Below are 25,993 nucleotides of genomic sequence, written 5' to 3'. Positions count from 1 at the left end.
GGGCGGGCGGCCGAAGACAGAGGCTAGCTCAGGATCAGTCGACGACCGCGTAGCGGCCGCTGGAGTCGCGGCAGACGCGCACGAAGCGGGTCTGGGTGCGGCCGTCGGGCATGTAGATCGGGCTCTCGGCGAGGGTGCAGCCGTCCGCGTCGGGCCGACCGCCGGAAAGGCGATACCGCTCGCCGCGGCGGCCATAGGCGTAGTCACCCTCGTACGACGCGTAGTCGTCGCGGTCGTAGTATGAACCACGAGGTCCGTAGTAGCTGGACTCGATCGGCGGCGGGGGCGGCGGAGGGGCGGTGTACTGGCCCGACGTGCAAGCCGCGCTGGAGTTGCCGACACCTGCGCCGATCGCGGCTCCGACCGCGCCGCCCAGCAGCGAACCTTCGGTGCGCACGCCGCGAGCGGCGGCGTTCGACCCGATCACCGCGCCGATGGTGCCGCCGACGAGGGCGCCCACCGTGCCGCGGCCGGTTTTCTCACGCTTGCAGGCGTCATAGCTGTAACCACCAGACCCCATGCCGTAGTAGCCATAGGGTTGAGCGTGGGCAGCCCCCGCGCCAAGGGCCATCAGGCCCGCGACAGCGGCCAGGCCAGCCCTCAGGGTCACACGCTTGGACATTCTGGAATCCCTCTCTCGAATCTTGCGCAGGCCTCTTGGCCGTGTCGGGACCAAGCTGAACTAGGCAAGCTGAACGGATGTTGAGAATGTCGTTCATCTTGGTTCATCTTGGCTTAAGCGTGGCGGAGGCCTAGGCAGGTGCATGAAGTCGCGTCCACGCCGCCCCAACCCGAAGCCGCCGCCGGGCCCGCCGGTCCACCTCCTAATCGAGACTATGGGCGGCGAGGGGGACGGCGTCGCCGCCGGTCCGCTCTTCGTGCCGTTCAGCCTGCCTGGCGAGAGGGTGCGGGTCCAGGGGAGTGGCGAACGGCGCGAACTCCTGGAGGTGCTGCAGCCCAGCGCGGATCGGGTGGAGCCGCCGTGCCCTCACTTCTTCGCCTGCGGCGGGTGCGCCCTGCAGCATTGGGACCACGCCCCCTATCTCGCCTGGAAGGTCGAGCGGCTGGCCGGCACGCTGGCCCGGCAGCACATTGAAACCGAGATTCTGCCAGCCTACGCGACCGAACCGGCGACGCGACGAAGGGTGACGCTTCATGCGCGCCGGGGCAGCCGGGAAGCCGCACGGCTTGGGTACAAGGCGAGGAAGTCCTGGGACCTCGTCGACATCTCCGTCTGCCCGATATCGGATCCAGCGATCCAGGCGGCGATTCCGGCGCTGAGACGACTGGCGGTCCCGCTGTTCGAGCATCCGAAGTCGGCGCCGTCGCTGCATGTTACGCTGTCCGACACGGGGCTCGATATCGACATCACGGGCGTCGCGGCGAAGAGCGGCGGGCTGTCGGCCGACGCCCGCATGCAGGTCGCCGAACGCGCTGCCCAGGCGGACTTTGCCCGCGTCACGATCGCGGGCGAGGTCGTCTATCAGGCGCGCAGCGCCCTGGTGCGCCTGGGGCCAGCGACAGTCGCGCTTCCCCCGGGGGGCTTCCTTCAGGCGACACGGGGCGCGGAGGCGGCGATGACCGCCTTCGTCGCCGAAGCGGCGGCCGGGGCGACGCGGATCGCCGACCTCTACTGCGGCGTGGGCACCTTCACCTTCCGCTTGGCCGAGATCGCGCCGGTTCACGCGGCCGACTTCTCCCCTGAGGCCATCGCGGCCCTGGGCTCCGTGCTGGCCAGCCTACCCGGCCTGCAGGCGGTGACGCCCGAAGCCCGCGACCTCGTGCGCCGGCCGGTGCTCGCCGAGGAGCTGAAGAAGACCGACGTCGTAGTCTTCGATCCGCCCCGGGCGGGCGCAGCCGAGCAGACGGCGCAGCTGGCGCGGTCGGCCGTGCCGCGGGTGATCGGGGTCTCGTGCAATCCCGCCACCTTCGCCCGCGACGCCCGAACCCTCATCGACGCCGGCTTCCGGCTGGAGCGGGTGCTGCCTGTGGATCAGTTCCTCTGGTCCCCGCACGTAGAATTGGTGGGGGTGTTCCAGCGCTGAGGGCGACCCATATTGCCACGCATGGTTCGCCTCTCCGTCCTCGACCTCTCGCCCATTCTGGAAGGCTCCGACGCCGCCCAGTCATTCCGCAACACCCTCGACCTTGCCCGCCACGCCGAGCGCCTGGGCTATGAGCGGTTCTGGCTCGCCGAGCATCACAACATGCCCGGCGTCGCCTCGGCGGCCACCGCCGTCGTAATCGGCCATGTGGCCGCCGGGACCCGCACGATCCGGGTTGGGGCGGGCGGGATCATGCTGCCCAACCACGCGCCGCTGGTGATCGCCGAGCAGTTCGGCACGCTGGCCAGCCTCTTCCCGGGCCGAATCGACCTGGGTGTCGGCCGAGCGCCTGGGACCGACCAGCTGACGGCGCGGGCGCTCCGGCGGACGTTGGTCGGCGACGTCGACCGCTTCCCGCAGGACGTCGTCGAGCTGATGGCCTACTTCCACCCCGCCCAGCCCGACCAGGCGGTCCGGGCCGTGCCAGGCGCCGGCCTCGACGTTCCGGTCTGGATGCTGGGCTCCAGCACCTTCGGCGCCCAGCTCGCCGCCATCCTCGGCCTGCCGTACGCCTTCGCGTCGCACTTCGCCCCCGCACAGATGGAGGAGGCGATCCACGTCTACCGGACCAGCTTCAAGCCCTCGGAGCGGCTCCAGAAGCCACACCTGATGCTGGGCCTCAACGTGGTGGCCGCTGACAGCGATGCGGAGGCGAAGCGGCTGTTCACCTCGCTGCAGCAGGCCTTCCTGAACCTCAGGACGGGCCGGCCGTCGCCCCTGCCGCCGCCGGTCGACGACATGGACCAGCGACTGGCCGCCTTCGGGATCTCTCCGGCCGAGCAGGGCGCGCTCGCCAAGGCCGTGGTCGGCGGGCCGGGGACGGTCCGCCAGGGCCTCCGCACCTTTGTCGAGACCTACAGACCCGACGAGGTGATCGTCACCGCCCAGATCTACGACCATGCGGCCCGGCTGCGGTCGTTCGAGATCACCGCGGAGGCGGCCAAGGCGCTGGCCGCCGAGCCCGCCTAGGTCCCGAAAAGGTCAATCTGGTCGCCGGGCTTGGGCGGCGCCCGAAACTGGCTCACGTCGAGCTCGCCCCAGCGGCCGCTCAGGCCGTAGCGCTTCTTCGCCGCCTCGAAGCGATTGGCCATCAGCGCAGCGATCGGCCCTTCGCCCTTCATCCGACTGCCCCATTGGGCATCGTAGTCCTTGCCGCCGCGCATCTGCCGGACCAGGGACATCACCCGGCGCGCGCGATCGGGATGGTCGCTCTCCAGCCACTCGCGGAAGAGGTCCTTGATCTCCAGCGGAAGGCGAAGCGCCACATAGGCCGCGCCGGTCGCGCCGGCCTCGGCGGCGCGTTCCAGCACCGCCTCCATCTCGTGATCGTTAAGCCCTGGGATACAGGGCGCGAACAGCACGGTGACCGGCACGCCGGCGCCCGAGAGCTGCCTCACCGCGTCCAGCCGCTTCTCAGGCGTCGCGCAGCGGGGCTCCATCGAGCGGGCGAGCTTCCGGTCGAGGCTGGTGATCGACAACGCAGCCCGCACCAAGTTCCGACTGGCCGCTTCGGCCAGCAAGTCAGCGTCGCGGACGATCAGCGCCGACTTGGTGATGACCGAGAACGGATGCCTGTAGCGGACCAGCACCTCCATCACCTGGCGCGTGATGCGCAGCGTGCGTTCCTGAGGCTGATAGGGGTCTGTGTTGCCGCCGATGTGGATCAACTCGGGCCGGTATGTCGGCTTCGAGAGCTCGGCTTCGAGCAGGCGGGCGGCGTCGGGCTTGAAGAACAGCTTGGATTCGAAATCGAGGCCAGGCGACAGGCCCATGTAGGCGTGGGCGGGGCGGGCGTAGCAGTAGATGCAGCCATGCTCGCAGCCGCGGTACGGGTTTATCGAGGCCGAAAATCCGACGTCCGGGCTGTCGTTGTGGCTGATGATCACCCGCGCCTTCTCGGGGGAGACCGTGGTCCTGATCGGCGCGGCCGGCTCGTCGTCCGGCGTCCAACCGTCGTCGAACGCTTCGCGGAGCTGGGATTCATAGCGCCCGCTCGCATTCGAACGTGCGCCTCGTCCGCGGAGCTGTTGGGTGAAGGTAGACACCCGCTATTCATCGTATGGCGGAGTGAACAAAGCAAGAACTTATTGACGGGGCGGCGCCGGGCTGGGCTTGTCGCGGCATGCTTTCGGTGATTGTCGACGCCCGGGCCGAGCCCCGCAGACTGCCCGGCCTCCTGGCCCAGCTGACCGCGGGGGCCGTGGAGGGGCTGGTGAAGGAGGTCTTCCTCGTTGCGCCGCACTCGGAAGGCGTATCAGCCCTGTGCGAGGAGATGGGGGCCGAGGCCGCCGACACGATCGAGCAGGCGCTGGCCTGGGCGAAGGCGGAGCTGGTCCTGGTGCTGCCGGCCGACTTCCGGCTGCGCGACGGCTGGGTCGAGGCGCTGTCGGATCATCTGTCCGAGGGCCGCGGCGCGGCGGCGGTCGAAGGCCTGGGCGAGGCGGGCCTGTTCAGCCGCAGGCCCTACGGCGTGCTAGTCGAACGCGCCGGCGTGGTTCGTCTTCAGGACCCCGACCTGAAGCGACTGCGCCGTCAGCTGGGGCTGCGGCCCCGCCGGGTTGGGTAGGTCGAGGCGCAGGTCGACCGTGCGAGCGCCGGTGACCAGGGCGTCGAGCGAGCGGGTGTCCTCGCCGAACATCCGCTTGTAGGCCCAGTAGCCGGCCACGACCTTCTCGACGTAGTCGCGGGTCTCGAGCGCCGGCAGGGACTCGATCAGCATCAGCGGATCGTCCTCGCCGACGTGGCGAATGGTCTTCAGCACCGCGCCGGGCCCGCCGTTGTAGGCCGCCACCACGCGCAGCAGGTCGAAGCCGACGCCGCGATCGGTCAGCCAGCCGATATAGGCCTGGCCGACATCGAGGTTGGTCGCGGGATCCAGCAGCAGCTTGTAGTTGGTGCGGAGCTTGTCGTCGCCGGTTGCCAGCGCCGCCGTGGCGGGCATCACCTGCATCAGGCCGATGGCGCCGACGGGCGAGATGGCGGCCGGGTTGAAGCGGCTTTCCTGGCGAACGATGGCGTAGACGAGCGCCTTGTCGACGGTGAAGCCGCTCTTAGGCTCCAGCGACGGCAGCTGATAGTCGCCCAGCGTCAGGTACCCCGGGCCGACGCTTTCGCCCGAACCCGGCGTGATCTCGGCCATCAGCGCCTTCCAGTTGTCGCGCTCGACGGCGGTCTTGGCCAGCGCCAGGCCGACGCGCAGCTCCTGCCGGGCGTCCTCCATGCGGCCGATCTGGACGAGGGCGGCGGCGCGGTGCGCGCGCGGCTGCTCCTGCATGAAGCGCTGAAGTTCGGGGCTGGGCTGGCCCTTGGGGGCGCGGCCGGGCGGCGGGCGGCGGCGGCGCGTTGTAGCTGGCCAGCACGAACTGGCCGGTGGCGGCCGCAGCGGCGGTGGTCAGCTGCACCTGCCGGGCGGCGATCATGCCGTAGAAGGTCTGCGGGTTCAGGGCGGCGCGGCGAAGGAAGGCCTGGCCGGCGACCGGGTCGCCCACGGCCGTGGCGGCGCGATAGGCCCAATAGGCGGCGGCGGAGCGCTGCCAGACATCCTCGTCGTCGTCGCCCGCGACCTGGACGAAGTAGTCCTGGGCGGTGGCGTAGTCGCGCAGACGGAACGCGGCGAGACCGGCGATCCAGCGGTCGGCGCTCTCGACGGCCAGCATGTAGGCCCGGCGGGCATCCCCCGAATAGAAGGCGTCGCGGGCCGCGAAGGTCGCTTCGCTGCGCTTGCTGTCGACGCCGGCCACGGCGGGCACGGGCGGCGGCGGGGCGTCGGCCGGCTTTCGCTGCTTGGCGAGGTTGAACACCCGGTCGGCGAGCGGCAGGTCGCGGAAGTGGCCGAGCCAGCCCGCCAGCTCCTCGAAGGTCGCCTTGTGGGCGGTCGGATGCATGAGCTGGCGGAACGAGAGATAGCCCTGCAGCGACGTGTCCTGCACCTCGGCCAGCTCGAGCTGGGCGCCCACGAAGTCGCCTTGGTCGGCGGCGGCGAAGGCGGCGCGATAGGCGCGGACGTCACGCTCGGAAAGCGCGCTCGGGGTCGCGGCCGCAGCCTGACCGGCCGCGGCGGACATCACGAGGGCGGCGACCCCCACGCACAGGCGCTGAACGAGCGTCATGCGGACCCTTTTCGCGCCGGCGAGTCTTAACGCCGCCTAAACGCGAACCCTTTTCCCGAAACCGAAGCGGTGAGGCTATGCAGGCCGCTCGGGGCGATCAAGTCGTTCGGTGAAGGTCAAAAGGTCGCTCCACGCCCGCTTCTTGGCCCCCGGCTGGCGTAACAGGAAGGCCGGGTGCAGCGTCGGCATGGCGGGAAGCTCCAGGCTTCCGTCCGCTGATCTCCACTCGAACCAGCGGCCTCTAAGAGACAGAATTCCCTCGTCTTTCTTCAGCAGGCTCTTGGCCGAAGCGCCGCCCGCCAGGAGCAGCATCCTCGGCGCCGTGAGCTGGATCGCCCGCTCGACGAACGGGGCGCAGATCACCTGTTCGTGAGGGGCGGGCGTCCGGTTCCCCGGCGGGCGCCAGAAGACGGTGTTGGTGATCAGCACCCGGTCGGTCAGGCCGGCCGCGGCCAGCATGCGGTCCAGCAGCTTTCCGGCGCGGCCGACGAAGGGGAGACCCTGCAGGTCTTCCTCCTGGCCGGGGCCTTCGCCGATGACCATGACGGGGCGCCCTGCGCGCCGCGCCAGGTGACGGCCTTCGTCGATGCTCCCTCAGAATCGCAGACCGCAGCCCTCGAACCCGGCGATGGCGGCGGCCAGCTCGTCCATGGACTGCGCCTGGGCGGCGAGGGCCTGGGCCTCGGCGACGGCGGCGGACACATCGGCGGTTGCGATCGTGGGCGCGCCCGGCCGAGGCCCGGAGGCGACGGCGGCCAGCGGCGACGGCGGCGGCTTCGGCGGCAGGACCTTGCCCGCCTCGATGCGGTCCAGCGGCTCGTCCAGCAACACGGCGTCGACGCCTGCCTCGGCCCAGAAGGCGAGCAGGCTTTCGGCGACGGCGTAGGGGGACACGTCGGGCATCGGTGACGCGATGATTACGGCGCCGGAGGAGGCGGGGGAAGGCGACTGTGGTCGGGCTCCGGGGATGCGCCGCCATTGGGATCAAGATGTGCGCAATATGCACATCATAGAACGCGTAAGCCGTGAATAACGCTTAAGAAAACGGAAGGTCATCGAAGGTTATCCCTCAGAACGACGTTCTTGTTGCATGAAGACGACAAGCACAACCTGGGGGAGTGGATGAAACTATTCTATCTGTCAGCAGCGGTTGCGCCGCTTCTGTTCGCGGCCTCGGCCGTCGCGGCGGCCGAACAGACGGAGGCCGACCGGGCTGCCGGGGCGGTGTCCACCGCTCGCGCCGGCCCGGCCGCCCAGGCCCCCGGGAGCCGCGAGGAGGTGTTCTCGACCGGGGTCGCCAAGGGCCGTGACCGGCTGGACAGCGCCACCTCGACCAGCGCGCTGCGCGAGAAGGACATCGAGGCGCTGGGCGCCCGCTCGCTGGGCGACCTGCTGCGCAACCTGCCGGGCATCCGCACCGAGTCGTCCACCGGCGACGGCAGTTCGGCCTATACGGTGCGGGGCCTTCCGCTGGCCTCGGGCGGCTCGAAGTACATGCAGCTCCAGGAGGACGGCCTGCCGGTCCTGGAGTTCGGCGACTTCTTCAACGGCGCGTCGGACATCTACATCCGCGCCGACTTCAACCTGGCCGCGGTCGAGATCGATCCGCGGCGGCTCGTCCTCGACGTTCGCGTCGAACTCGCCGGCCGGGGTGATCAACCTGATCTCCAAGACCGGCGATGTGCAGGGCGGGGCGCTGCAGCTGACCACGGGGCTGAACTACGAGACCCATCGGCTGGATTTCGACTACGGCGGCCCGATCAACGACGACTGGCGCTTTCACATCGGCGGCTTCTACCGCACGGGGGAGGGGCCCCGCCGCGTCGGCTTCAAGGCCTTCGAAGGCGGCCAGCTGAAGTTCAACGTCACGCGCCAGTTCGCCGAGGGCTATGTGCGCATCTCGGGCAAGTATCTGGACGACCGTTCGCCGCACTACCTGCCGGGCCCGGTCCGGATCACCGGGAGCAATGACGATCCGCACTACGGCAGCTTCGAGGGTTACGACGTCCGGCGCGACTCCATGCTGGCGGGTCATCTCGGCAAGCTGATCACGCTGGACGCCGACAACAACCCGACCGAGATCCCGATGAGCAAGGGCATGAACGCCCTGGTCAAGTCGATCGGCCTGGAATCGCAGTTCGACGCGTACGGCTGGACGATCACCGAACGCGGCCGGTTCTCGCAGATCGAAGGCGGCACGACCCGGAACCTGGTTGCGAACATCTACTCGGGCGGCGCGTTGCCGGCCTCGCTGAGGCGCCGGCACGGGCGTATTCCGCTACGCCACGGGTCCGCGCGCCGGCCAGGTGATCACCAACCTTGGCGGCATCAACGGCAATGGCCTGATCGTCGCGAGTTCGCTGAACCGCATCGAGTCGCGGTCGCTGGACAACTTCATCAACGACCTGCGGGCCACCCGCGTGTTCGGCGTCGGCGCGGCCGACCTGACGGTGACGGGCGGCATCTACAAGTCGCTGCAGGACTACACGAGCGACTGGCTGTACAGTAACCACCTGCAGGACGTGGCCGGCGACGAGATGTCGGCGCTGATCGACTACACCAACGCCGCGGGCGTGCCGCAGACGCAGGGCGGCTATGTGGGCTTCAACCGCTCGGGCAGCACGGCCTTCTTCCGGCGCAGCTACGACGTCCGGTACAACATCACCGCCCCCTATGGATCGCTCAACTACCGCCTCGGCAAGATCGCGGTGGGGGGGCAGCCTCCGCTACGATTCGGGGAAGGTGCGCGGCGAGCTGTTCGGCGCGGATCTGGGCGGCGGCCGCGTCGGGATCCGGCCGGTGGACTTCAACCGGGACGGGGTCATCTCGGTGGCCGAGTCCAAGACGGCCTTCACGCCGTTCGACCGGCCGGCCCCGGTCGACTACGACTACGGCTACCTCAGCTACTCGGTGGGCGTGAACTATCGGGTGGCCGAGCCGTTCGCCCTGTTCGCGCGCTACAGCCGCGGCGCCCGTGCCGGGGCCGACAAGCTGCTGTTCTCGAACAAGGTCAGCACGATCGACGGCAGCCTGCCCGACAAGGACGACGGCTACGACATCGTCGAGCAGCTGGAGGGCGGCTTCAAGTACCGCGCGAACGGCCTGGCCGTGAACGTCACCGGCTTCGCCGCCGACACCGAGGACACCAACGTGCAGGCCGGCGCCATCACGACCGACCGGACCTATTCCGCCTATGGCGTCGAGGCCGAAGGCACGTATCGGCGCGGCCCGTTCAGCCTGATGGCGGGGGTGACCTACACCCATGCCGAACTGGTCAAGGACAAGCTGAACCCCGCCGTCGACGGCAAGGTCCCGCGCCGTCAGCCGGACTTCATCTACCAGGCGACGCCGCAGTTCGAGGTGGGCCGGGTGACGGTCGGCGCCAACATCGTCGGCACGACCGACAGCTGGGTGCAGGACAACAACCTGATGAAGATGCCGGGCTACACGCTGGTCAGCGCCTTCGGCCAGTTCCGCCCGACGGACCGCGTGCAGCTGATGCTCAACGTGGACAACCTGTTCGACGAGGTGGCCTTCATAGAGATCACCACGCCGTCGGTCCCGGCGAACGGGATCGGTGTGGGACGCGCCGCCAACGGCCGCACCGTCTCGATGTCGGCCCGCGTGAACTTCTGATCCGGCGCAGGGGTCGGCGCGTCCCCGGACGTCCGGCCCCTGCCGCCTCGCTGCGTCGCGGCTGCAATAAGGCGCCAACAATTGGCTGCTCGGTTGGGGGGCGAGGGCGACGCCGCGCAACGGGCGCAGGTGAGCCTCGGAGGCGAGCTGATGCGTCGGGCGATGTCGGTGGGAATTGCGGGCCTGGTGCTCGCGCTGGCGGCGGCTCCGGCCCCGACACTCGCAGCCCAAGCGAGGGCGGCGAAGGCCGCGCCCATGCCGCCGATCACGATCTACCACCTCGAGGGCCGTCGGTCCGAACGGATCGTGTGGCTGATGGAAGAGCTGGGCCTGCCGTACCAGCTCGAGTTCAAGCCGGCGGACATGGCGGCGACGTCGGCGGCGCTGCGGGGAATCAATCCCGCCATGCCGGTGTTCCCGACCGTGAAGTACGGCGACCAGGTGCTGGTGGAGTCCGGGGCGATCATCGAAACCATCGTGAACCGGCATGCGCCCGGGCGACTGACGCCGGCGCTCAACTCGCCCGACTATCCCTATCACCTCATGTGGATGCACTACGCCGAGGGCTCTCTCGCCTCGCGGGCGATCGCGGACTACCGCGTGTGGATGATCCAGCCGCCGACCGCCCGTTCGCGGCTGGTGGATTCCGAGCAGGTGGTGCAGTTCGCCGAGGACTATCTGGCCAAGCAGCCCTGGTTCGGCGGGGCGGAGTTCTCGACCGCCGACATCATGATGCTGTTTCCGCTGAACTTCGCGATGCAGCTCAACATCGTCGACAAGGACCAGTTTCCGCGGATCAACGCCTGGCGTGCGAAGATCGAAGCGCGTCCGGCCTACCGGCGGATGCTGGCCAAGGCCCGGCCCAAGGGCATGGTCGGCGGCCTGCCGGCGCTGCCCGCGCACGCGCCGCCAGGTCCGAGGCCGGCCCCGCCGACGCGGTAGCCACGCGGCGACGGCGCGACAGCTCTGCAATACGGCGCCAACAATTCGCTGTTCGGCTGGGGATGAACGACTCCGCGCGATGAACGTGGGGCGCAACGCGGGGAGGCGGACATGGCGCAGGGCGCGATGGTGAAGGCTGTGATGGCGGGGCTGGTGCTGGCGGGGGCGGCGGCCGGCGGCGCCTGGGCCCAGCCGGCGGCGGACGGCGGGGCGCTGTTCCAGGCGCGGTGCAAGATGTGCCATGAGCCCGCGGTCCCGCGGGCGCCCAGCCGCGAGCAGCTGAAGGGCTATTCCAACACCCAGATCATCGACGCCCTGACCACCGGGACGATGCGGCCGATGGCCGAGGGCCTGGGGCGCGCGGAGATCGGCGCGATCGCGACCTTCCTAACCGGCCGCGCCAACACCGCGCGGGAAGGGGCCCTGGACCTGCCGCCCGCCGTGGCCGCGGCGCCCGACATCAGGCCCGATGCGGCGGCGCTGGCGCGGCTTGGCCGGGCCAAGCCCGTCACGGCGGCGACGCTGAAGGCGCCGGCGGCCGGCGACTGGCTGCACTGGGGGCGGACCTACGACGGGCTGAACTACAGCCCGCTGACCCAGATCGACCGCAGGACGGTGAAGGCCCTCGCGCCGGCGTGGCGCGCGCCGCTGCAGGCAGGGCCCAGCATGCCGACGCCCCTGGTGCACGACGGGCTGATGTTCCTGCAGACGAGCCCGGACACGGTGCTGGCGCTGGATGCGACCAGCGGCCAGGTGCTGTGGCGGCGCGCCCACAAGCCCGCGGGGGCTTCGAGCCAGAAGATGGGTCTCGCGATCCGCGACGGACGGCTCTACGTGCCGACCTCGGACCTCCACGTCCTGGCGCTGGACGCCAGGACCGGCGAGATGATCTGGGACCATCAGATCGCGCTGAGCCCGCCGGCCGCCAGCCGCGGGTCGTTCAACCTGCGCAGCGCGCCGCTGATCGTCGGTGACAAGCTGATCCAGGGCGTCACCGCCAGCGGCGCCCCGGGCGGCGCCTTCATCGTCGGCCTCGACATCGCCACCGGGCGGGAGGCCTGGCGCTTCCACACCATCGCGCGGCCGGACGCGCCGGGGGGAACAGCTGGAACGGCCTGCCGCTGGAGCGCCGCAGCGGCGGCTCGGTGTGGCAGCAGGGCACCTACGATCCCGAGCTGAACCTGGTCTACTACGGGATCGGCCAGACCTACGACACGGGCCCGCTGATGAAGCCGTCGGGCGTGGCCGGGACGACCCAGGACGCGCTCTACACCGACAGCACGGTCGCCCTGGACCCGAGCACGGGCCGACTGGTCTGGCACTTCCAGCACCTGCCCAACGACCAATGGGACCTCGACTGGTCGTTCGAGCGTCAGCTGGCGACGATCGAGGTCGGCGGCCGGCCGCGCAGGGTGGTGATGAACATCGGCAAGATGGGCATCCTCGACGCCCTGGACGCCCGGACCGGGGAATACCTGTTCTCGATCGACGGCGGCGGCCAGAACGTCATCGCCCGGATCGACCCGAAGACCGGCGCCAAGATCATCGATCCCGACAAGTGGCCGGACAAGACGCGCTCGACGCTGATCTGCCCCAACGCGACGGGCGCGCGGAACTGGCCCTCGACGACGGTCAATCCGAAGAGCCAGATGCTGTTCCTGCCGGTCACCCAGTGGTGCCTGACCTTCGGGCCGCCGACCGGGCCGGGGTTCACCCTGCTGAGCTCGGGCGTGGGCTTCACGCCGGCCGACCATCCGAGCGCCGCGGCGAGCGGCAAGATGGGCCGGCTGCAGGCCATGGACCTGAGGGCCGGCAAGCTGGGCTGGAAGCACGACCTGGACGCGCCGATCGCCAGCGCGGTGCTGTCGACCGCCGGCGGGCTGGTGTTCGCGGGCGACCTGGACCCCTCGCTGATGGCCTTCGACGACCGGGACGGGTCGCTGCTGTGGCGGGCGCCGCTGGACAACTATCCGAGCTCCAGCGTCATCACCTATGCGGTCGGCAAGACGCAGTACGTGGCGGTGGTCACCGGCATGAAGAACTACCACGTCAACGACCTGTCGCGGCGCTACCAGCTGTTCCGCAAGGCGCGGGGCGTGACGCTGGAGACGCCGAAAGGCGAGCCGGCGGTGGTGGTGTTCAAGCTGAAGGGCCGCTAGCGCCGCCGCTGCGGCAGGACGTCGGCGAACAGCGGGTGGGCCTTCCAGGCGGGCTCCAGCGGCGGGCGCTCGGGTTCGGGCGTGTGCGGCGAGACGGTCAGGGTCTCTGCCGTCGGGATGTAGCGGCCGCAGTTGGGGAAGATGTCGGTTGGCGTCACCTCGACGATGAGCTGGGCGCCGGGGGGTGGCGGCGAGGTCGGGGTGGTCGTCAAACACCTGCGCCGTTCCGTTGACCCGGATGCGCCAGGGCTCCGGGCCCATGGCGACGAACAGCAGGCCCACGTGCGGATTGGCGGCGATGTTGCCCAGACTGCGGAACATGCCGTTGCCGTCGTAGTCGGGAAAGACCAGGCGGTCGGTCGCGACGACGCGGGCGAAGCCTGCCGGACCGCCCTTGAACGAGCAGTCGGGGCCCCTCGGCGTCGGCCGTGGCGAGGAAGAAGAAGCCCTGGGCGGCGATGAAGGCCGCGTCGGCGTCGGTGAAACGGTCATGGCGGGTGCGCTGCGCCAGCCGGTCCGCGAGCGGGCGGCTGCCGAAGGCGTCCTGCAGGCGGCGCTGGGCCGGGTGGTAGAAGCTGTCGCTCATGGGATCAGCGTGCCTCGCCGGGCGTGGCGCGTCGACCTTTCATGACGCGACGTCGCCGGGCTAGAGGCGGCGCATGCGCACCACCGATTCCGACCTCTTCGCCCTGACCGCCGTGGAGCCGGGCCGCTGGACCACCCACGCGGGCCCCGACTGGAAGAACCCGAACGGGCCGCTGTGGGGCGGCTATCCCATCGGCCTCGCGCTGACGGTGGTGGGCACCGAGCCGGAGGCGGTGGGCGAGCCGCTGTCGATCAGCCTGACCTATGTGGCGGCGCTGGCGGACGGGGAGGTCGAGATCCGGACGCGGCGGCTTCGGCAGGGCGGCTCGATCGGGGTGTGGGAGGTGGATCTGCGGCCGGCGGGCGCAGAGGGCGTCAGCGTCCAGGCGATCGTGACCCTGGCCAGGCGACCGGCGACGCCGCCGTTCGCCTTCGCCAAGATGCCCGAGGCGCCGGAGCCTGAGAACCTGCCCACGCCGATGAGCCCCGGCGGCGCGCGGCACTTCGGAGCCCAGGCCTTCGAGCGGCGGACGACCGAGACCTTCCCGATCCAGCCGCAGGCGAGTTCCTATTCGACGGCCTGGGTGCGGCCCAGGCTGGGCCCCTGGGACAAGCCGATGCTGGGGATGCTGACCGACAATTCGCCGCCGCGGGCGTTCTACGCCCTGGGCCATACGGTGATGACGACGACGCTGTCGCTGACGGTCTATCTGCACGCTACGGCCGAGGAGGTCGCCGAGGCCGGCCGCGACTGGCTGCTGGTGGAGTACGAGGGCCGGGTCGGGGGCGGCGGGGCCTCGGACGAGCGCTCCAGCTACTGGCGGCGCGACGGCAAGCTGCTGGCCACCAGCGAACAGCTGGTCTGGTACCGGGAGACACCGCGCGTCTCGCCCGAATGACGCGGCCTTGGCGGGCTGGAGGTCAGTCGGGGCGCGAAAGGTCGAATTCGAGGCGGAAGCGGCGGCCGGGGCGGTTCAGCTCGTAGGCCAGCAGCTGGCCCGGGCGGAGCTGCAGCGACCAGACGTTGGCCATCGAGGCGGGGATGGACTGGCGCTCGAAGAGGGCGCGGGAGAAGGCGTCGGCGGGGAAGTCCTGGCGCTCGGCCGAGCCCGGCTGGGCCGTCGAGCCGCCGTACTGGCTCAGCACGTCCTCGGAACCGTCGGCATGGCGGTGGTCGTGCTTCAGCGTGAGCCCCTGCGCCGTGCGGGTGACCACCCAGGTGCGCGAGCGATCCTGGCCGACCTGCAGCGGCATGCGCACGGTGTCGGCGGTGCAGTCACGGACCTGCAGCGTCGCCGGGGCGCGGAAGGCGGCGTCCGCGGGGTCGTCCGAGGCGAGCCGGCCCTGGAAGCTCCGGCCGCACAGGGCGGTGAGGCGGGCGAAGAACGCATCCTGGGGGTTCGCCCCGTCGACGGTCCGGACGTCGGTTGGCGGCGAAGCGGCGGCGAGGGCGGCGGCGAGCAGGGGAAGCAGCATGGCCCGCACCATAGCCCAGGCGACCCGCGGCGGAAGCGCGGCGGGCGAATATCCTTGCCGTTTCCGCGGCCTTTCACCTTGACCGCCCCTTGACCACCGTGGCGTGACATCCCGATAAGACCCGCGACAGACGACGGGCCGCGACCCGTCGCGAAGGGGATCTGAGGAGCCAGGCCGGCATGAGCGAAGCCGTCGAACGCGAAAGCATGGAGTACGACGTCGTCATCGTCGGCGCCGGTCCGTCGGGCCTCGCCGCGGCGATCCGGCTGAAGCAGATCAATCCGGAGCTGACCGTCGCCGTTCTCGAGAAGGGCTCGGAGGTGGGCGCCCACATCCTGTCGGGCGCGGTGATCGACCCCAAGGGCCTGAGCGAACTCATCCCGAACTGGCAGGAGCTGGGCGCGCCGCTGGAGACGCCGGTCACCAAGGACAAGTTCGTGGTGCTGGGGCCGCAGGGCAGCCTCGACCTACCGGTCTGGGCGATGCCGCCCTTCATGAACAACCACGGCAACTACATCGCGAGCCTGGGCAACGTCTGCCGCTGGCTGGCCGGCCACGCGGAGAGCCTCGGCGTCGAGATCTACCCCGGCATGGCGGCATCGGAAGCGGTGTTCGGGCCGAACGGCGAGGTGAAGGGCGTGGTCGCCGGCGTGTTCGGCATGACCAAGGACGGACCGGGCCCCGACTACCAGCCGGGCGTGGAGCTGCACGGCAAGTACGTCTTCATCGGCGAGGGCGTGCGCGGCTCGATCGCCAAGGTGCTGAAGCACAAGTACGGCCTGTGCAAGGACAGCAATCCCGAAAAGTACGGCATCGGGATCAAGGAACTGTGGCAGGTGCCCGACGAGGTGTTCCAGCCGGGCCTGGCGGTGCACACCCTGGGCTGGCCGCTGGACGACAAGACCGGCGGCGGCAGCTTCATGTACCACTTCGGCGACAACTACGTGGCCGTGGGCTTCGTGGTGCACCTGAACTACCAGAACCCGTGGCTGTCGCCGTTCGACGAGTTCCAGCGCTGGAAGCACCACCCGGAGGTCGCCAAGTACTTCACGGGCGGCAAGCGGATCGCCTACGGCGCCCGGGCCATCAGCGAGGGCGGCCTGCAGTCGATCCCGCAGCTCTATTTCCCCGGCGGCCTGCTGATGGGCGACAGCGCGGGCTTCGTGAACGTCCCGCGCATCAAGGGCAGCCACAACGCCATCAAGAGCGGGATGATGGCCGCCGAGGCCGCCGCCGCCGCCATCGCGGCCGGCCGGTCCGGGGATGAGCTGGTCGAGTACAAGCAGATCTTCGACGCCTCCTGGGTGAAGAAGGAGCTGAAGGTCGTCCGCAACGCCAAGCCGTTCCTGTCGAAGTTCGGCACGGCGATGGGTACGGCGCTGTCGGGTTTCGACATGTGGACCACACATCTGCTGGGCGGCTTCTCGCTGTTCGGCACCATGCCGCACACCAAGGGTGACGCGGAATCGACGGGGAACGCCAAGGACTTCAAGCCGATCGTCTATCCGAAGCCGGACGGCGTGCTGTCGTTCGACAAGCTTTCCAGCGTCTTCCTGTCGAACACGAACCACGACGAGAACCAGCCGGCGCACCTGAAGCTGCGCGATCCGTCCATCCCGATCGACGTCAACCTGCCGAAGTACGGGGGAGCCCGCGCGCCTCTACTGTCCGGCGGGCGTGTACGAGGTGCTTTACGACGAGGCGGGGCAGAACCCGAAGTTCCAGATCAACTTCCAGAACTGCGTCCACTGCAAGACCTGCGACATCAAGGATCCGTCGCAGAACATCGACTGGACCACGCCCCAGGGCGGGGACGGGCCGAACTACCCGAATATGTAGAGGCGGGCGCCGTTTCGCCGCGCGGGCGCCTTGCGGCGACCCGCGCGAGCGCCCAAGCTCAGGCCATGCGTCTTCGTCTTCTGGCCTTCGCGGCCCCTCTCGTCCTGCTGGGCGCCTGCGCCGCCACTTCGGAACGCTCTGGAGCCGGCGGCGCGCCGACCGCGGCCGCCGACACGGCCTACGGCATGTTCCTCGCGGGGAACGCCGCCCTCGCCGGCGGGCGCAGCGACGAGGCGGCCCGGTTCCTCGACCTCGCCCGCACCCAAAGCGGCGGCGAGACGACGGTGACGGAACGCGCGTTCACGGCGGCGCTGCTGGCGGGCGACGTGTCGAAGGCCGCCGTCCTGGCGCCCGACGGGGCCACGGCGTCGGAACCGGGCAAGCGCATGGGCCGCCTGGTCTCGGCGGTGGAACTGATCGCGGTCGGAAAGGGCAAGCAGGCCCACGAGCAGCTTACCGGCGAGGCCATCGGCTTCCCGCATCGCGCGGCCGCGGCGCTGCTGGCCCCCTGGGCCGCGGCGCAGGGGGGCGACGTCGAAGGCTCCCTGGTGCGGCCCCAGGTCCGCGGCGACCCGACGGTCGACTACTTCGGCCAGCTGGGACAGGCGCACCTCTACGAGCGCGCCAAGCGCTATGACGAGGCCGAAACCGACTTCAAGGCGATCACCGCGGGCGATGCGCCGTCCGAACTGGCGGTGCTGGCCTACGGCGCTTTCCTCGAGCGGCGCGGTCGCCGCGCCGAGGCGATCAAGGTCTACGACGGGGGCCTGGAGCGGAACCCCGCAAGCCTCGGCCTGACCACCGCCAGGGCCCGCGCCGCCGCCAACAAGGCGGCTCCGCCTGCGCCGACGATCAAGGAAGGCTCAGCCCTGGCGCTGCTGGCGCCGGCCGCGACCATGATCGCCGCGAAGCAGGGGCAGATCGGCCTGGCCTATCTGCGGCTGGCGCTGCGGCTGGATCCGCAACGGAACGACGCCTGGCTGATGGTCGGCGATTTCCTGCAAGGCGCCGGCGACGTTGAGGGCGCCCCGCGCCGCCTACGGCCGGCCGAAGCCCAGCTCGCCGGAGTATCCGTCGGCCCAGGCCAAGCTGGCCTGGAGCTATCAGCAGGCGGGCGACAAGGCCACGGCCCTCAAGCTTGCCCGCGCGGCGGCGGCGACAGGCGACGCGGACGCGCGGCTGACGCTGTCGGACCTACTCCGCGCCAACGAGGAATACGACGAGTCCGTCCGGCTGCTGGGCGAACTGATCGCCGAGAGCCGCACGCCCGACTGGCGGCTCTACTACGCGCGCGGCGCGGCGCTGTCGCAGATGGACCGCTGGAAGGAAGGCGAGGCCGATCTTGTCGAGGCGCTGAAGCTGCGGCCTGACGAACCCGAACTGCTGAACTTCCTGGGCTACTCCTGGATCGACCGCGGCGAACGCCTGAAGGAGGCCATGGCCATGGTCGAGCGGGCCGTGGCGGCGAACCCGCGCTCGGGCGCCATGATCGACAGCCTGGGCTGGGCCCACTACCGGATGGGCGACTACAAGACCGCCGTCGAGAAGCTGGAACAGGCGGTCGAGCTGGAAGCCGGCGATCCCGAGATCAACAACCACCTGGGCGACGCCTACTGGATGGTCGGCCGCAAGGACGAGGCGGTGTTCCAGTGGCGCCGCGTGCTGACGCTGAATCCCGACGCGAAGATCCGCGGCGATGCGGAGCGCAAGCTGGCGTCGGGACAAGGACCGCAGGCCCCCAAGCTGGCGACGCAGTAGGCCATGGCGTCGAGGCTGGCGCCGGCCAAGGTCAACCTCTTCCTGCACGTCGGCGCGCCGGACGCGACCGGCTACCACCCGCTTTGCAGCCTCATGACCTTCGCCGACTTCGGCGACAGGGTCGGCGTGGCGGGGGGCGACGCGCTGGACCTGGTCGTGGACGGGCCGTTCGCCGCGGGCCTCTCGGCGAGCGATGACAACCTGGTGCTGCGCGCGGCGCGCGCGCTCATCGCCGAGGCGCGCCGGCCTGTGGAGCCTGTCGCGTTGCGGCTCGAGAAGCGGCTGCCGGTGGCGAGCGGGCTCGGCGGAGGTTCGAGCGACGCCGGGGCGACGCTGCGGCTGATGCGCGAGGCGCTGCAGCTGCCGATCGACGACGGTCGCCTGGAAGCGGTGGCCGCGAGCCTGGGCGCCGACGGCGCAGCCTGCCTTTGGGGGCGGCCGGTGCTCGCCGAAGGCTACGGCGAGATCCTGTCGCCGGCGCCCGACCTGCCGGTGCTGGACGCGGTGCTGGTCAATCCGGGCGTCCCGGTCTCGACCCCGCAGGTCTACCGCACGCTGGACGCCACCGCGGCGTTCGGTTCGGTTGCGCGGCCGGCGATGCCCGAGGCTCTCGAGACTCCGCAGGAGGCGGCCGCCTGGCTGTCGACGCTTCGCAACGACCTCGAGGCGCCGGCCGTGGCCGTGGCGCCGGAGGTCGGGGCGGTGCTGGAGACCCTTCGCGGGGAGCCCGAAGCCCTGCTGGCGCGGGTCTCGGGATCGGGCGGCACCTGTTTCGCGCTCTGCGCCTCCGACATCGAGGCCGAAGGCCTGGCCGAGCGGATCGAGGCGATCGCGCCCCGCTGGTGGGTGAAGCGCTGCCGCCTGGGCGGTCCCTGGGACTGAGCGCAAATGAAGAGGGGGTCCCGCAGGACCCCCTCGCACCTCCTGACGCCCCGACAGGATCGGGGCGCCGTACTCCCCCGGAGGCTATTCGTGCAGCGCCTCGCCGTGCTGCGAGAGGTCCAGACCGTCGACCTCGGCTTCGTCGCTGACGCGCAGGCCCGTGGTGAACCGGCAGACCATCAGGATCGCGAAGGTGGCGATCGCCGACCAGGCGATGGTGGCGAGAATGCCGACGAACTGGTTGACCACGCTGGCGCCTTCGCCAGCCCCGTTGATCGCCGCGTCCGCGAAGACGCCGGTGAGCAGCGCCCCGGCGATACCGGCGACGCCGTGCACCCCGAAGGCGTCGAGGCTGTCGTCATACTTGAGCAGGCGCTTGAGCCAGACGGCGCCGACATAGGCCGCCGCACCGCCCACCAGGCCGATGACCAGCGCGCCTTGCGGGTTCACGAACCCGGCGGCGGGGGTGACCGCCACCAGCCCCGCGACCGCGCCGGAGGCGAGACCGAGCATGCCGGGCTTCTTGCGCTCGAACCACTCGATGACCATCCACGACAGGGCGGGCGCCGGCGGTGGCGACCTGGGTGTTCAGCATGGCGGCGGCAGCGAGGCCGTCGGCCGCCCATTCCGAGCCGGCGTTGAAGCCGAACCAGCCGACCCACAGCAGGCTGGCGCCGATCATCGTGAGAACCAGGTTGTGCGGCGCCATGTTCTCGGCGCCGAAGCCCTTGCGGCGGCCGAGCACGAGGGCGCAGACGAGGCCCGCGACGCCCGCGTTGATGTGCACCACGGTGCCGCCGGCGAAGTCCAGGACGCCCAGTTCCGACAGGAAGCCGCCGCCCCAGACCCAATGGCAGACCGGCGCGTAAACGAACACCGACCAGAGGGTGGTGAACAGCAGGAGCGCCGAGAACTTCATGCGCTCCGCGAACGCGCCGGCGATGAGGGCGGGGGTGATGATCGCGAAGGTCATCTGGAACACGATCCAGAGGAACTCGGGCAGACCCGGCGCGGCCGAATAGGCCGTGTCGATCGTGACCCCGTTCAGGAACAGGACGTCGAAGCTGCCGATGTACTTGTTGAGGGTGGCGTCGCTGTTCGTGCCGAAGGCCAGGCCGTAGGTCAGGGCCATCCACACGACGGTGACGACGCAGACCACGGCGAAGGACTGGGCCACGGTGCCAATGACGTTCTTACGGCGCACCATGCCGCCGTAGAACAGGGCAAGGCCCGGGATCGTCATGAGCAGGACCAGCGCGGTGGCCGTCAGGATCCAGGCGGTGCCGGCCGAGTCGAGCTCGAGCTTGGCCTGGTGCGCGAGGAGCGCGGGCTCGGGCGTCGGCGGCGCGGCGGCGGCCGAGGCGGTCGCCTCCGGAGCCGGAACGGCCGTCACCGCGGCCTCGGCCGGCGCGGGCGCCTCCTGGGCCAGGGCGGGCGCCGCGATCGGCGCCCCGAGCATGGCGGCGGCGAGCACCAGGCCCGCCAGTCGCGACTTCGTGGAACGTGTCATCGAAAGATTCCCCTCAGATCCCGGTTAGAGCGCGGCCGCGCCGGTCTCGCCCGTCCGGATGCGCACGGCCTCCGAGACGTCGAGGACGAAGATCTTGCCGTCGCCGATCTTGCCGGTGGACGCGGCGGCCTTGATCGCCTCCACGGCCTTGGCGGCCGCGGCGTCGTCGACCACCGCCTCGAGCTTCACCTTCGGCAGGAAGTTGATCTGGTACTCGGCCCCCGATAGATCTCGGTCTGCCCCTTCTGCCGGCCGTAGCCCTTGACCTCCGAAACCGTCAGGCCCTCCACGCCGGCGGCGACGAGCGCTTCGCGCACGTCGTCCAGCTTGAAGGGTTTGACGATCGCCATGATGAGTTTCATCCGCTCGCTCCCGCGTCCGGCCCTCGTGGGCGGGCCTGCCCCTCTTCGTTCTCGAGACCGCCGCGGACGTCTGCGAACACATCCCCCCTGCGCAGCGGTCGCCCGACGCTAGGGCCCGGCGTCGCGGCCGGCGGACAGCGGGGAGGGGGAAAGGGACAAGAAGGAGTCATGCGCCCAATCGTTGGGCGCCGGCTGTGGCCGGCGCCTTCAATTGAGGCAAATTCCGGCGTCGAGCGTCACGAACCTTTACCCTTGACCCGCGCCGCCCGGCAGCTTCCGGTTGGCGGCGGGGCGGAACGTTCACGAGCCTGTGAGGGTCAGAAACTCGCCGCCTTCTTCGCGCGTAGTGACGCCGGGCCCCCTCAGCGGGTCCGTCGTGCTGCCTGCACAACCGACCTGCCGTTAGTGAGACGAGGATCTTTGCGAATGTCGATGACCCGCCTGCTTTCCGCCGCCGCCGTCGCCGCCCTGATCGCCGGCCCGGCCCTGGCCCAGAGCCCGGCCACCGCCAAGACAGAGGCCGAGGCCAAGGCGGCCACCGGCAAGGCGACGTCCGACACGCCGGCCAAGAGCCAGCCGCAGGGAACCGCCAGGGCCGTCGCAGAGGCCGCGCCTGCCGTGACCGGCAAGGCCGCGCCGGCGTCGGACGCCGCGGCGCAGGTGAGCCCGTCGGGCGATCTGATCGACACCCTGAAGGCGGCCGGCCAGTTCACCACCTTCATCAAGGCCGCCGACGCCACGAACCTGACCAGCCTCCTGAAGACCAACAAGAACCTGACGGTCTTCGCGCCGACCGACGCGGCCTTCGCGGCCCTGCCGGCGTCGGAACTGTCGCGCCTGGAGGCGGACAAGACGGCGATGCAGAAGCTGGTGCTGCATCACGTGATCAACGCGCCCGTCGACTCCGCGAAGATCAAGGGGGCTCGCGGTCCGGTGCCGTCGGGCGCGGGCGATCAGGTCGTGCTGGACGGCAGCGACGAAGCGGCCCTGAAGGCCGACGGCGCCACCATCGTGCAGAGCGACATCCGGACGGGTTCGGGCCTGCTGCACGTGGTCGACAAGGTGCTGGTGGCCGGCCAGGGCGATGGCGGCGCGGCTCCGGCCGGCGCGTCGACCGACGGCTAGTTCTGCAACTGCGGCGGGAACCAAATCGCCGGCTCAGCGGTAAAGCTTCTGCCAAACCCCGGGGAGGGGCGTCGGACGTCCAGGCAACAGGAGTTCTAGACCTATGACCCTCAAGATCCTCGCCACCGCCGCTGCGGCTTCGGCTCTCATGGCCGGGGCCGCCATGGCCCAGTCCACGTCTTCGGCGACGCCGGACCACCACACCACGACCAGCCCCTCGACGCCGACGAGCGACACCAGCGCCACGACGTCGACCTCGACGGACGTGGGCGTGACGACCTCGACCGACGCGACGGTCTCCACCGAGTCGACCGGCGCCACGGCGACCTCGGCCACCAGCTTCGGCGAAGGCGCGAGCGTCACGACGACGATGGTCACCAACGGCCCGGTTCCGGACACCCCGGAAAACCGCGCCAAGTACGGCCAGCCCATGTCGAACGCGGGCAAGAAGACCGCGGCCCGCGGCAACTAAGAGCTCGGGATTCCACGCCGCTCGAAACCGGGCGGGCGTGGGTTGAAGCGAAGGTCGGCGGGCCCTATGGTCCGCCGACTTTTTTTGCGCCTGCGAACAAGCCCATTTTTCATGTCTGATGCGCCGCTTTCGTTTCAGGGCCTGATCCTGAAACTGCACGACTATTGGAGCCGTCAGGGCTGCATGATCCTGCAGCCCTACGACGTGGAAGTCGGCGCCGGCACGCTGTCGCCGATGACGGTGATCCGCACGTTGGGGCCAAAGCCGTGGAAGGTGGCCTATGTGCAGCCGTCGCGCCGGCCGGCGGACGGCCGTTACGGCGAGAATCCGAACCGCCTGCACCAGCACCACCAGTACCAGGTGATCCTGAAGCCGAACCCGCCGAACCTGCAGGAGCTGTACCTGGGGTCGCTGGAAGCCATCGGCATCGACCCGCTGCTGCACGACATCCGCTTCGTCGAGGACGACTGGGAGAACCCCACGGTCGGCGCCTGGGGCCTGGGCTGGGAAGTCTGGTGCGACGGGATGGAGATCACCCAGTACACCTACTTCCAGCAGGTGGGTGGGCTGGACGTGTTCCCCGTGGCCGGCGAGCTGACCTATGGCCTGGAGCGGCTGTCGCTGTACCTGCAGAACAAGGACAGCGTGTACGACCTGCAGTTCAACGACGAGTTCAAGTACGGCGACGTCTATCTCGCCAACGAGCAGCAGTTCTCGGCCTTCGAGCTGGAAGTCGCCAACGTCGACGTCCTGAAGACGCAGTTCGAGGAGATGGAGTCCGAGGTCCGGCGGATCGTCGGCTCGAAGGGACGCCAGGGCCAGCCGCTGGTGCTGCCCGCCTACGACCACGTCCTGAAGGCCAGCCACCTGTTCAACATCATGGACGCCCGCGGCGCGATCGCGGTCGCCGAGCGGCAGAGCTACATCGGCCGCATCCGGGACCTGTGCAAACTCTGCGCGGAAGCCTGGGTCGAGAGCCAAGGGGCGAACGCGTAAGACCATGCCCCAGCTGCTGATCGAACTGTTCTCGGAAGAGATCCCCGCGCGCATGCAGGCGAACGCCGCGCGCGACCTGGAACGCCTGGCGCGCGAGAAGCTGGCCGCCGAAGGCCTGCTGCCCGAGGCGCTGAAGACCTTCGCCGGCGCGCGGCGCCTGACGCTGGTGGCCGAAGGGCTGCCTGAAGCGCAGAAGGACCGCCACGAGGAGCTGAAGGGCCCCAAGGTCGGCGCCCCGCCGCAGGCGCTGGAAGGGTTCCTGCGCAAGACGGGCCTGACCCAGGACCAGCTGACCGAGCGGGCCGGCGTCTATTTCGCCCATGTGCACAAGGCCGGCCGGCCGACGCCCGCGATCGTCGCCGAGATGGTCGAGCAGATCGTGCGGACCTTCCCGTGGCCGAAGTCGATGGTGTCCGGGACCAGCAAGCTGCGCTGGGTGCGGCCGCTGCGGCGGATCACCTGCGTGTTCGGCGGCCAGGTCGTGCCATTCGAAATCGACGGCATCCCGAGCGGGAACACCGTCGAGGGCCATCGCTTCATGGGCGACAGGCAGCCCTTCGAGGTGAAGGACTTCGACACCTACGCCGACGGGCTGGAGAAGCGCTGCGTGGTTCTCGACGTCGAGGCGCGGAAGGACCGCATCGTCGACGCGGCCAAGACCCTGGCCTTCGCCCGCAACCTGGAACTGGTCGAGGACCAGGGGCTGCTGGACGAGGTCGCAGGCCTGGTCGAGTGGCCCGTGCCGGTGCTGGGCGACATGGACCCCGCGTTCCTGGACCTGCCGCCCGAGGTGATCCGGACCTCGATGCGGGTGCACCAGCGCTATTTTGCGGTCCGCGACCCCAAGACGGGCAAGCTCGCGCCGCACTTCCTGACGGTGGCCAACATCCAGGCCAAGGACGGCGGCGAGATCATCGCCAAGGGCAACGCCAAGGTGCTGTCGGCGCGCCTGTCGGACGCGCGGTTCTTCTGGAACGAGGACCGCAAGACAAGGCTGGAAGAGCGGCTGGAAAAGCTGAAGGGCGTCACCTTCCACGCCAAGCTGGGCTCGATGTACGAGCGCGTCGAGCGGATCGTGGCCCTGGCCGGCGAACTCGCGCCCTTGGTCGGGGCGGACCGGGACAGGGCGGTGCAGGCTGCGCGCCTCGCGAAGGCCGACCTGGTGTCGGGCCTGGTCGGCGAGTTCCCCGAGCTGCAGGGCGTCATGGGCGGCTACTACGCCGAGGCCGAGGGGCTGGACCCCGCCGTGGTCGAGGCCATCCGTTCGCACTACCGGCCGCAGGGGCCGAGCGACGCCGTGCCGACCGACAAGGTCGCCGCGACGGTGGCGCTGGCCGACAAGCTGGACACGCTGACGAGCTTCTTCAGCATCGGCGAGAAGCCGACCGGCTCGCGCGATCCCTTCGCTCTCCGGCGCGCCGCCCTGGGGGTGATCCGGATCGTGCTGGAGACCCGGACACGCCTGCCGCTGAAGCGGTTCGTCTCGGGCGAGGTGCTGGACTTCTTCGCCGACCGGCTCGCCGTGCTGCTGCGCGAGCAGGGTCGGCGTCACGACCTGGTGGCCGCGGTGTTCGCCCTGGGCGACGACGACCTCGTGCGCATCGTGGCCAAGGTCGAGGCGCTGGACGCCTTCCTGAAGACCGAGGACGGGGCGAACCTGCTGGCCGGCTACAAGCGCGCGGTGAACATCCTCAGGGCCGAGGAGAAGAAGGGCCCGCTGCCGGCCGGGGAGCCGACGCAGATGGGCGGGGCGCCGGTCGAGGAGCAGGCGCTGGTGGCCGCTGTCGGGGCGCTGGACGGCGTGCTGGACGAGCTGATCGACAGCGAGGACTTCGCTCAGGCCATGGCCGAGCTCGCCAAGCTGCGCGGGCCGGTCGACGCGTTCTTCGACAAGGTGCTCGTGAACTCGGATAATCCGGCGGAACGGGACAACAGGTTGCGCCTTTTGGCCAGGGTCCGCGACGCCATGGGGCGCGTGGCGGACTTCTCGCAGGTCACAGGCTGATTTCCCCGGCTTCTCGAGCCGGGTCGGGTGGA

At 70.1% G+C, this 25,993-nt stretch carries 21 protein-coding genes and 6 pseudogenes; 17 read left to right on the top strand and 10 right to left on the bottom strand.

All coding sequences use genetic code 11. The annotated features are described in order from the left end of the window. Positions 1-34: 34 nt before the first annotated feature. Complete coding sequence (locus LRS10_RS18810; protein ID WP_257838574.1) at positions 35-622, bottom strand: hypothetical protein; 588 nt, start codon at positions 620-622, stop codon at positions 35-37. Between the two features lie 142 nt (positions 623-764). Between LRS10_RS18810 and LRS10_RS18805 the strand changes: the two genes are divergently transcribed. Next, a complete protein-coding gene (locus tag LRS10_RS18805; protein ID WP_374570471.1) occupies positions 765-2,045 on the top strand; it encodes a class I SAM-dependent RNA methyltransferase in 1,281 nt (426 codons plus the stop codon). Between the two features lie 21 nt (positions 2,046-2,066). Further along, the gene (locus LRS10_RS18800; protein ID WP_257838573.1) at positions 2,067-3,074 is read left to right on the top strand and encodes an LLM class flavin-dependent oxidoreductase; all 1,008 of its coding nucleotides are present in this window, start codon (positions 2,067-2,069) and stop codon (positions 3,072-3,074) included. On the opposite strand, the gene LRS10_RS18795 is transcribed toward LRS10_RS18800, so the two are convergent. Continuing rightward, a complete protein-coding gene (locus tag LRS10_RS18795; RefSeq protein WP_257838572.1) occupies positions 3,071-4,150 on the bottom strand; it encodes a PA0069 family radical SAM protein in 1,080 nt (359 codons plus the stop codon). The genes LRS10_RS18800 and LRS10_RS18795 overlap by 4 nt on opposite strands. A gap of 77 nt (positions 4,151-4,227) precedes the next feature. Here LRS10_RS18795 and LRS10_RS18790 point away from each other — a divergent pair, with 77 nt between their 5' ends. Beyond that, positions 4,228-4,671, top strand: a complete 444-nt coding sequence (locus LRS10_RS18790) for a hypothetical protein (RefSeq protein ID WP_257838571.1) — start codon at positions 4,228-4,230, stop codon at positions 4,669-4,671. Here the strand turns inward: LRS10_RS18790 and LRS10_RS18785 are convergent. The 3 genes and pseudogenes from LRS10_RS18785 to LRS10_RS25310 all read right to left on the bottom strand — a co-directional run bounded on the left by LRS10_RS18785 (position 4,579) and on the right by LRS10_RS25310 (position 7,117). Continuing rightward, entirely contained in the window at positions 4,579-5,244 is a 666-nt protein-coding gene (locus LRS10_RS18785) for a lytic transglycosylase domain-containing protein (protein ID WP_257838570.1), read from the bottom strand. The two genes, LRS10_RS18790 and LRS10_RS18785, sit on opposite strands and share 93 nt — an antisense overlap. Next, positions 5,156-6,214 carry a hypothetical protein gene (locus LRS10_RS18780; RefSeq protein ID WP_257838569.1) on the bottom strand — a complete coding sequence of 353 codons (1,059 nt, stop codon included), beginning with the start codon at positions 6,212-6,214 and terminating at the stop codon, positions 5,156-5,158. Before LRS10_RS18780 ends, LRS10_RS18785 begins: the two co-directional genes overlap by 89 nt. 75 nt (positions 6,215-6,289) lie before the next feature. Then, positions 6,290-7,117, bottom strand: a pseudogene (locus tag LRS10_RS25310) (uracil-DNA glycosylase). Positions 7,118-7,336: 219 nt separating this feature from the next. Between LRS10_RS25310 and LRS10_RS18770 the strand changes: the two are divergent. From LRS10_RS18770 to LRS10_RS18755, 4 genes and pseudogenes are all read left to right on the top strand, one after another. Further along, positions 7,337-9,850, top strand: a pseudogene (locus LRS10_RS18770) (TonB-dependent receptor domain-containing protein). Between the two features lie 150 nt (positions 9,851-10,000). Then, the gene (locus LRS10_RS18765) at positions 10,001-10,792 is read left to right on the top strand and encodes a glutathione S-transferase family protein (RefSeq protein WP_257838568.1); all 792 of its coding nucleotides are present in this window, start codon (positions 10,001-10,003) and stop codon (positions 10,790-10,792) included. 111 nt (positions 10,793-10,903) lie between these two features. After that, the gene (locus LRS10_RS18760; protein ID WP_257838567.1) at positions 10,904-11,971 is read left to right on the top strand and encodes a PQQ-binding-like beta-propeller repeat protein; all 1,068 of its coding nucleotides are present in this window, start codon (positions 10,904-10,906) and stop codon (positions 11,969-11,971) included. Further along, entirely contained in the window at positions 11,938-12,951 is a 1,014-nt protein-coding gene (locus LRS10_RS18755; protein WP_257838566.1) for a PQQ-binding-like beta-propeller repeat protein, read from the top strand. Before LRS10_RS18760 ends, LRS10_RS18755 begins: the two co-directional genes overlap by 34 nt. Here the strand turns inward: LRS10_RS18755 and LRS10_RS18750 are convergent. Both LRS10_RS18750 and LRS10_RS25305 read right to left on the bottom strand, forming a co-directional pair. Beyond that, complete coding sequence (locus LRS10_RS18750; protein ID WP_257838565.1) at positions 12,948-13,163, bottom strand: hypothetical protein; 216 nt, start codon at positions 13,161-13,163, stop codon at positions 12,948-12,950. The two genes, LRS10_RS18755 and LRS10_RS18750, sit on opposite strands and share 4 nt — an antisense overlap. A 49-nt stretch (positions 13,164-13,212) precedes the next feature. Further along, positions 13,213-13,443, bottom strand: a pseudogene (locus tag LRS10_RS25305) (pyridoxamine 5'-phosphate oxidase family protein); the annotation flags it as partial. Here LRS10_RS25305 and LRS10_RS18745 point away from each other — a divergent pair. Both LRS10_RS18745 and LRS10_RS18740 read left to right on the top strand, forming a co-directional pair. Next, the gene (locus LRS10_RS18745; RefSeq protein ID WP_257838564.1) at positions 13,346-13,582 is read left to right on the top strand and encodes a hypothetical protein; all 237 of its coding nucleotides are present in this window, start codon (positions 13,346-13,348) and stop codon (positions 13,580-13,582) included. The pseudogene LRS10_RS25305 and the gene LRS10_RS18745 sit on opposite strands and share 98 nt — an antisense overlap. 28 nt (positions 13,583-13,610) lie before the next feature. Continuing rightward, a complete protein-coding gene (locus LRS10_RS18740) occupies positions 13,611-14,435 on the top strand; it encodes an acyl-CoA thioesterase II (RefSeq protein WP_257838563.1) in 825 nt (274 codons plus the stop codon). 22 nt (positions 14,436-14,457) lie between these two features. Here the strand turns inward: LRS10_RS18740 and LRS10_RS18735 are convergent, their stop codons facing one another. Continuing rightward, entirely contained in the window at positions 14,458-15,012 is a 555-nt protein-coding gene (locus LRS10_RS18735; RefSeq protein ID WP_257838562.1) for a hypothetical protein, read from the bottom strand. A gap of 179 nt (positions 15,013-15,191) precedes the next feature. Here LRS10_RS18735 and LRS10_RS18730 point away from each other — a divergent pair. The 4 genes and pseudogenes from LRS10_RS18730 (at position 15,192) to LRS10_RS18715 (ending at position 19,491) form a co-directional block, all read left to right on the top strand. Continuing rightward, positions 15,192-16,851 (top strand): annotated as a pseudogene (locus LRS10_RS18730) (electron transfer flavoprotein-ubiquinone oxidoreductase). 65 nt (positions 16,852-16,916) lie between these two features. After that, positions 16,917-18,221: a tetratricopeptide repeat protein gene (locus tag LRS10_RS25300; protein ID WP_374570463.1), complete on the top strand. Its 1,305-nt coding sequence runs from the start codon at positions 16,917-16,919 to the stop codon at positions 18,219-18,221. Next, complete coding sequence (locus LRS10_RS25295) at positions 18,163-18,609, top strand: tetratricopeptide repeat protein (protein WP_374570461.1); 447 nt, start codon at positions 18,163-18,165, stop codon at positions 18,607-18,609. Before LRS10_RS25300 ends, LRS10_RS25295 begins: the two co-directional genes overlap by 59 nt. Positions 18,610-18,612: 3 nt before the next feature. Then, complete coding sequence (locus tag LRS10_RS18715) at positions 18,613-19,491, top strand: 4-(cytidine 5'-diphospho)-2-C-methyl-D-erythritol kinase (RefSeq protein ID WP_257838559.1); 879 nt, start codon at positions 18,613-18,615, stop codon at positions 19,489-19,491. Positions 19,492-19,575: 84 nt separating this feature from the next. Here the strand turns inward: LRS10_RS18715 and LRS10_RS18710 are convergent. After that, positions 19,576-20,950, bottom strand: a pseudogene (locus LRS10_RS18710) (ammonium transporter). Between the two features lie 75 nt (positions 20,951-21,025). After that, a pseudogene (locus tag LRS10_RS18705) lies at positions 21,026-21,351 on the bottom strand (P-II family nitrogen regulator). A gap of 438 nt (positions 21,352-21,789) precedes the next feature. Between LRS10_RS18705 and LRS10_RS18700 the strand changes: the two are divergent. From LRS10_RS18700 to glyS, 4 genes are all read left to right on the top strand, one after another. Further along, a complete protein-coding gene (locus tag LRS10_RS18700; RefSeq protein WP_257838558.1) occupies positions 21,790-22,488 on the top strand; it encodes a fasciclin domain-containing protein in 699 nt (232 codons plus the stop codon). A gap of 103 nt (positions 22,489-22,591) precedes the next feature. Then, entirely contained in the window at positions 22,592-22,960 is a 369-nt protein-coding gene (locus tag LRS10_RS18695; RefSeq protein WP_257838557.1) for a hypothetical protein, read from the top strand. Between the two features lie 111 nt (positions 22,961-23,071). Beyond that, positions 23,072-23,956 (top strand): glycine--tRNA ligase subunit alpha, encoded by an 885-nt coding sequence (locus LRS10_RS18690; protein WP_257838556.1) that lies wholly within the window; start codon positions 23,072-23,074, stop codon positions 23,954-23,956. Between the two features lie 4 nt (positions 23,957-23,960). Further along, positions 23,961-25,961: a glycine--tRNA ligase subunit beta gene (gene glyS / locus LRS10_RS18685; protein WP_257838555.1), complete on the top strand. Its 2,001-nt coding sequence runs from the start codon at positions 23,961-23,963 to the stop codon at positions 25,959-25,961. Positions 25,962-25,993 lie beyond the last annotated feature (32 nt).

Origin of the sequence: Phenylobacterium sp. J426 (genome assembly GCF_024699945.1) — a bacterium.
Classification (GTDB): domain Bacteria; phylum Pseudomonadota; class Alphaproteobacteria; order Caulobacterales; family Caulobacteraceae; genus Phenylobacterium.
This window is presented reverse-complemented; position numbering and strand designations above follow the sequence as displayed.